The sequence below is a fragment of the Parabacteroides massiliensis genome, from assembly GCF_900155425.1.
Classification (GTDB): domain Bacteria; phylum Bacteroidota; class Bacteroidia; order Bacteroidales; family Tannerellaceae; genus Parabacteroides; species Parabacteroides massiliensis.
In genome coordinates, this window is sequence record NZ_LT700191.1 from 1,934,443 (window position 1) to 1,940,966 (window position 6,524).

Below are 6,524 nucleotides of genomic sequence, written 5' to 3' on the forward strand. Positions count from 1 at the left end.
CTTTATGGAGAATGTGATATTTGATTGTTATTTGGGGTTTCTTTTTTATTATACAAGCATAAAAATCGGAAATTTTTGTTACATTTGTTCCCGTATAAGTCCATTTTATGGATGGTCTGTACGAATGTATAATCAATGATAAACTTGAATTATTAATAGGCGACAGCCTCTAACCCCTATTTTTGTATGAAAAGAATCCTTGTTACCCTAACTGTCTGCGCGACACTGGCAGCGGTTGTTTCGTGTGAGTATGACTCTCCCGAAATTAGATTCCAGCAGACGACCACCTTCACAAATGACTACAGTAAGGTTATTGACGCTCTTCGGGATCAGACTTTGACTATTTCCCAAAAGATGGATCTCCTTGCGGATGCCATGAAGAATCAGACGCTGACTCTTTCCGAGAAAATGTCTCTTTTGGAAGAGGCTCTTAAGAATCAAGCTTTGACTCTTTCTGAAAAGATGGATCTAATGGCAAAAGCTTATGAGAACGGAGTCCTCAAGTACGAGGAATTGACCGGTAAGCTCATCAGCGAAATCAAAGCTGCGAACACGGGCATGACAGAAAAACTCGATGCTATCAAAAGAGCTGTCGAGGCACAGACAACCGATCTCAATTCTAAAATGGACTTCATTGGAAAAGCTCTTGATCTCATTGCCGATACGGCCGAGAAAGGTTTCGACAAGAATGCCGAGGTTTCCGGATTGGTGAAGGCGGCGATCGAGTCTCTTAAAGGGTCGATGGAGAAGAAGCTTGATGCGATAAATGATGCGATTGCTTCACAGTCTGCAACACTTTCCGATAAACTAACCTTGATCAAAGGGGCGGTGGATGCCGGGCTCGTAGGGGAGAACAGTACGTTAGGCCTTGTTAAGAAGGCGATCGATGCTTTGAACTTTACTGCTGGAACGGCCAACGAGAAACTGGATGCCATCAAAGAAGCGATAAATTCTCCGAGTTCAGGCCTGAATGTGAAATTGGAAGCTATCAAGGAGGCTGTGGCACAAGGACTGGTTGACGTTACCACAAAGCAGGATTTGATTCTGGCTGCCATAAACAGTTCTTCGTCCTACTCTTTCACGAAAGACGAACTCCTGGAAGTGGGTGACGATTATTTGTTGGTCGATGATGCTTTCTGGAATGCCAATCATCAGAACTATGAAATGGTAAGGGCGCTTAAGGATTTGATTCCGCTCTCTTTGCCGACAAAGTGTAAATTCTACTTCAAACAGGATTCAGGTAAATATCCTTTGTCCGGTTACGAGGATACAAGTTTCTATGGGCCTCTTTATGAGGAAGGGAAAATCTTGCGTGTCATCCAAAGTTCGAGTGAATTGATTCTTGCGGTTAATCTTCAAACTGAAAGCAATAATCCTAACTTAATTAGCAAGAATGGCCATTCCTGTTATTTCTTAAAAAAAGTCTATAGAAGTTGTTACTATGTTTTCCATGTGGGAATAGGTGGATATGCTGCCGGTAAGAAGCTTAAAATGGAGAATATGGGTAGTAAAGACAATTTCGCTGTAAAATCAGAATATATTGAGTATGATTTTTGGTCTGAAGCAGTAGCAACTAAACTTGGAGTCTGGGGATTCCATGATTTGGCGTATGACCCGAAGGTTCACCCGAATCGTTCCAAAGAGTTTATAATAATCGAAGACAAATAACCCGTTTATTCGTTATGAAGAGATTTTTGACAATGATATTCCTAACGTTATCCTCCGTATTATTCACACGCATCGAGGCGCAGGAGCGGGTTTCCACCTGGAGCCTCTATGCAGAGGGAGGGGCAACGATGGTACATGGACTGGAAATGTTAAGCGTGGATGCCGCACCGGGTATGAATATCTTTCCTGAGATAGGAGCAGGCGTTTCGTTCGATGTCCGTCCGTGGTTCCGTTTGGGGCTGAACTATGATTTCTCCAAATATGCCCGTGAGCAGAGGTTCTCTGAGTTCCAGCCTTTGGAGATTCCCGATGGCGGGGAGGAACTTGCTGAACGGCATGGTGGTTTGGCTTATGCAAGGATGTGGACTCATTACCACGCTGCAGACCTGACTTTTGAGTTCAACATGATGGAACTGTGGAAGAACCGTAACGACAAGCGCTTCGACCTTTATGTGGGAACCGGTTTCGGATGGCTCTTCGCAAAAGGGAACACCTACGATATTTCGATGGGTCATGAACGTTGGAGTGAATCGTATAAAGAAACGATAAACACTTGGCTGAATGCCGTGAACACTCGTCATAAGTTTAATGCCGGCTATGTCCCGATACTGCTATCCGCTGAGTTTGACATCAGTCCGGTCATAACTGTTGGTCTTCAGGGAAACTATAAACATCTTCTCGACAGTGGCAGTGACTATGTCCCCAAGGGAATCGGTACGGCTTCTGCGGTCTTGAGGATAAATCTATAATCTCATACGTCGTTGCTTCGACAATCGGATAAAAAGATTAATTTTGTAGCTCAATGTGATACAGTTGTCGCATTGAGCTAACTTTAAATTCAGATATCTATGAAATCAAGTCTTTTTATTTCCCTTTGTTTGGTATTTCTTTGTTCTTGTCAGGAGTCTCCTGTGGAAGAATATGCCGTGATTCCCCAGCCGGCGGAAATTGCCTACACTTCCGGGTTTGCGAAATTGAAAAACCGGCCGGTTGTCGCTTATTCTCCGGGATTGGCAAATGAAGCGCAACTCCTTCAATCCTATCTGTCTTCCGACTTTTCTGCCGAAGTCGTGCTGAAAGAAAACGGTGGAAAGGCGGACATAACCTTGCTGTTGGACCCTGCTGTTTTGCCGGATAAAAAGGAAGGCTATGTTTTGGATGCCACATCCGGAAAGATACTGGTAAAAGCCAATTCGCCGGCCGGTATCTTGAATGGTGTCCGGACTTTACGGCAGGTGATCAAAGAAAAAGACGGTAAGTTGATGGTACAGAAGGCAACTGTTACGGACTATCCTGCTTTTTCGTGGCGTGCCTTTATGCTCGATGAAGGTCGTTATTTCAAGGGCAAAGAAGTGGTGAAGCAATTGCTGGATGAAATGGGCGACCTGAAAATGAATGTCTTCCATTGGCATTTGACTAACGATCAGGGATGGCGTATCGAAATAAAGAAGTACCCGAAGCTGACAGAAATAGGTGCTTTTAGAGACTCTTCTGAAATCAATCATTTCGGAAGTGACGTGTATGATGGTAAACGTCATGGTGGTTTTTATACGCAGGACGATTTAAAGGAAATTGTGGATTATGCGACGAAGCGTCACATTACGATAGTGCCGGAAGTAAGCATGCCGGGACATGCCAGTGCTGCAATCGCTTCTTATCCTTGGCTGGGTACAAGTGGTAAGCAGATCAAAGTACCGGGTAAATTCGGCGTGCATTATGAAGTTTTTAATGTGGCCGATCCTAAGGTGATGAAATTCTTGGATGAGGTGACGGATGAGGTGATTGCTATCTTCCCCGGTGCCGTGTTCCATATCGGGGGTGATGAGGTAAAATACGATCAGTGGAAAAATTCTCCTGCGATACGTGCCTATATGGCTGAACATAATCTGAAGACTCCGGCAGAACTTCAGGTGTATTTTACAAATGAAATTTCCAATATGTTGGCAGCCAAAGGTAAGAGAATGATGGGCTGGAATGAGATTACCGGAGATAAACTGCACGAATACCAGTCGGATGCAGACACAGAAGGTGTGAAGCAGGAGTTGGCTCCCGGTACGATCGTCCATTTTTGGAAAGGAGATACTGCTCTTGTCAGGAAAACAATAGAAAAAGGATATGATATCGTGAATTCTCACCATGTATATACTTATTTGGATTATTCATACGAGTCGATCCCTTTGGAAAAGGCTTACTCTTTCAATCCCGTGCCGGAAGGTTTGACGGAAGCTCAGGAGGGTAGAGTGTTGGGGTTGGGATGCCAGATGTGGGGAGAATTTATCCCGACAGTCGAGAGCATGAATCTGAAAGTCTATCCCCGTTTGGCCGCTTATGCGGAAACAGGGTGGACGGATGCTTCAAACAAGGATTATCAACGTTTTTTGAACAAGTTGGATTTCTTCCTGCAAAAGTGGAATGCGGAAGGAATTGTCTGCGGACCGGTTCAATAGTGAACCATTGTTAAATAACAAAATAACTTCGGCCCGGGTTAAACCATTCATCCGCCTCCAAGTCTATTATTCAGAAGCGCTTCTAAAACAAATAAGTTTAATATTAATAACAGGTAATTAGTTTATGAAGAAGGTAATAGGATTGTGTTTGGTTCTCTTGATCAGTTCGGTTTCTGTTTTTGCCCAAGGTGGCAAACGAAGTGCAAAAAAAGGAGGTGATCCGGCACAACGTTGTGAAAAGATGATTGCCGATCTGAAATTGGATGAGAAACAGGCAGCAGATTTCCGTAAAGTGGAAGCTGAGTTCAGAGACAAGATGGAAGCGGAAAGAAAACAGCTCGATTCGGATCGCCAGAAGATGCGTGAAAAGATGACAGCCATGCGAAATGACCGGGATGCAGAGATGAAAAAGATACTGACGGAAGATCAGTATAAACAATATCTTGAAAAACAGCGTCCTCAATCTCCTCGAAAAGGACATGGCCGTATGGAATAAAAGAAACTCCCGCCCCAAACAATATGGGACGGGAGTCGTTTTTTTACGAGGAAAACAAGAACTTATAATGTTTTTACTTTCAAGTTTCTCCACAGGACTTTGATACCTCCTCCATCATGGATTTGCAGAGCGATGCGTCCTTGTCCGGCTCCGATCTTTTCATCGTTGATATTGACCATCTCTTGTCCGTTCAACCAAGTCTGGACATTGTCTCCCTGTACTTTGATACGCATGGTATTCCAGTCACCCTCTTTCAGAATGTTTTCTTTTTCATCCGGGATTTGGATCAGCCAGCCGCGTCCGTATGATTCGTAGATGCCACCGGTGTCGTGACCTTTGGGTGCCACTTCTACCTGCCAGCCGTTAACTTTGACATCTTCTTCAATGAAGGAACGGATGAATACACCGGAATTTCCGTCTGCCTCCTGTTTGAATTCTACCGTCAGGTCGAAATCGTCATAGTAATCGCGTGTAGCCAGATAACCGTATTTCTTGTCCGGACCGCTTTCGCAGATCAGTAAACCATCTTTTACATACCACTTTTCCGTACCGTAGGCTTCCCATCCTTTCAGGTCGGTACCGTTAAATAGCGTCACCTCTTTTGTTTTGCGGGGAAGTTCTTTGATCTTGATATTACGGAAAGAAGCAGGGTATCCGTGGTCTTGCAGGCAAAGGACGCCTTTTTTAGCCAAACCGTATTCCGGAGCGTTTGCCCATTTACCACTGTTTTTCTTTGCATACCAGTCGTCGGTCCAAGCTTCGAATTCCAAGATTTTGACTCCGTTCAGCCAATGCTCTACATGCCCGTTGTCGAATACAATCTTTGAATTATTCCATTCTCCTTGCGGGTTTACTTTCATTTTAGCCTTGTCCGGAAGATGCATGGCGTAATCCACGCCCAACTTCTGCCATTCTTCCAGCGGTTCAGGGAAGTTCGGCTCGTCTATTAACTGATATTCCGGCCCTGTAACATATGGAACGGCGAACTGAGGGCGTTCGACTACGTGGTACAGCATACCGCTATTACCACCTTTGGATAATTTCCAGTCCCAAGACAATTCGAAGTTTTCATACTGCTTGTCGGTTACGATATAACCGCTCGCATCGCTACCGTCTCCTTTTGCCTGGATGCATCCGTTAACCACATGCCAGGGTTGCGTCAGAGTTGTTCCGTTGTAATCTTTCCAACCGTTCAATGTTTTTCCGTCGAAGAGGAGTTGCCAGCCGTCTGCGATTTCTTCGGGTGTAAGCGTATTGGGCTCTACACTGGTGCACGAAGAAAATAGGGCGAACGATATGGCGCAAGTTGCCAAAAGGCCGGAGGCTGTCGTTCTTTTCATTACTGATTCCATTTTAGAATTAAGTTTTTAAATGAATAATTGATATGGCGACAAAGATACATCATAGGAATGAGTTCCCCAATTCATAGCGATGATTTGAAAAACTCAAAACATACATATATTTTATCTGTAGTTATTCCTCTTGTACATTATTATACATATAAAAAGTCCGTTTGCATGAATTGAAAATAGCGGCCTGTATCATACAGAAAAAAGTTTGGGTTGTAACAGTCAGTGTTTCAGAAGTTATCGTAAAAACATCACAAGAGGGATAAAAAATAGTTGCAAAAATGTTTGGTGCGTATGTTGTAAAGCATTACTTTTGCATCCGCATTCGAGAGAGAACGCAGGTGTTTAAATGATGAAACAAAAAACTTTTGAAAAAAGTTCCGAAGAAATTTGGAAGTTAAAAATAAAAGTTGTTATCTTTGCACCCACGTTCGTTAAATGAACGCACAAGTTCTTTGAAAGATTTACATATCAACAAGTAGTACAAGAGACGTATTAATAATACGAAACATACCGTCAAGGACTACAATAAAGAGACGAGATTCTGAGCGAAGGTATAAAAAA

Annotated in this window: 5 protein-coding genes; 4 read left to right on the forward strand and 1 reads right to left on the reverse strand. The window is 43.5% G+C overall.

The features are described from left to right. The first annotated feature begins 186 nt into the window (after positions 1-186). From BQ9893_RS18760 to BQ9893_RS18775, 4 genes are all read left to right on the forward strand, one after another. The gene (locus BQ9893_RS18760) at positions 187-1,668 is read left to right on the forward strand and encodes a methyl-accepting chemotaxis protein (protein ID WP_139322623.1); all 1,482 of its coding nucleotides are present in this window, start codon (positions 187-189) and stop codon (positions 1,666-1,668) included. Positions 1,669-1,682: 14 nt separating this feature from the next. Next, complete coding sequence (locus tag BQ9893_RS18765; protein WP_208610821.1) at positions 1,683-2,417, forward strand: hypothetical protein; 735 nt, start codon at positions 1,683-1,685, stop codon at positions 2,415-2,417. 99 nt (positions 2,418-2,516) lie between these two features. Continuing rightward, positions 2,517-4,115, forward strand: coding sequence for a beta-N-acetylhexosaminidase (locus tag BQ9893_RS18770; RefSeq protein ID WP_075967329.1), 1,599 nt, complete (start codon positions 2,517-2,519; stop codon positions 4,113-4,115). A 124-nt stretch (positions 4,116-4,239) separates the two neighbouring features. After that, positions 4,240-4,611, forward strand: a complete 372-nt coding sequence (locus BQ9893_RS18775; protein WP_075967330.1) for a periplasmic heavy metal sensor — start codon at positions 4,240-4,242, stop codon at positions 4,609-4,611. 62 nt (positions 4,612-4,673) lie between these two features. Here the strand turns inward: BQ9893_RS18775 and BQ9893_RS18780 are convergent, their stop codons facing one another. Continuing rightward, entirely contained in the window at positions 4,674-5,963 is a 1,290-nt protein-coding gene (locus BQ9893_RS18780) for a 3-keto-disaccharide hydrolase (protein ID WP_075967331.1), read from the reverse strand. Positions 5,964-6,524: the final 561 nt, after the last annotated feature.

Coding starts and splice junctions, on each gene's coding strand:
- BQ9893_RS18760 (WP_139322623.1), top strand. CDS start 187: ATGAAAAGAATCCTTGTTACCCTAACTGTCTGCGCGACACTGGCAGCG.
- BQ9893_RS18765 (WP_208610821.1), top strand. CDS start 1,683: ATGAAGAGATTTTTGACAATGATATTCCTAACGTTATCCTCCGTATTA.
- BQ9893_RS18770 (WP_075967329.1), top strand. CDS start 2,517: ATGAAATCAAGTCTTTTTATTTCCCTTTGTTTGGTATTTCTTTGTTCT.
- BQ9893_RS18775 (WP_075967330.1), top strand. CDS start 4,240: ATGAAGAAGGTAATAGGATTGTGTTTGGTTCTCTTGATCAGTTCGGTT.
- BQ9893_RS18780 (WP_075967331.1), bottom strand. CDS start 5,963: ATGGAATCAGTAATGAAAAGAACGACAGCCTCCGGCCTTTTGGCAACT.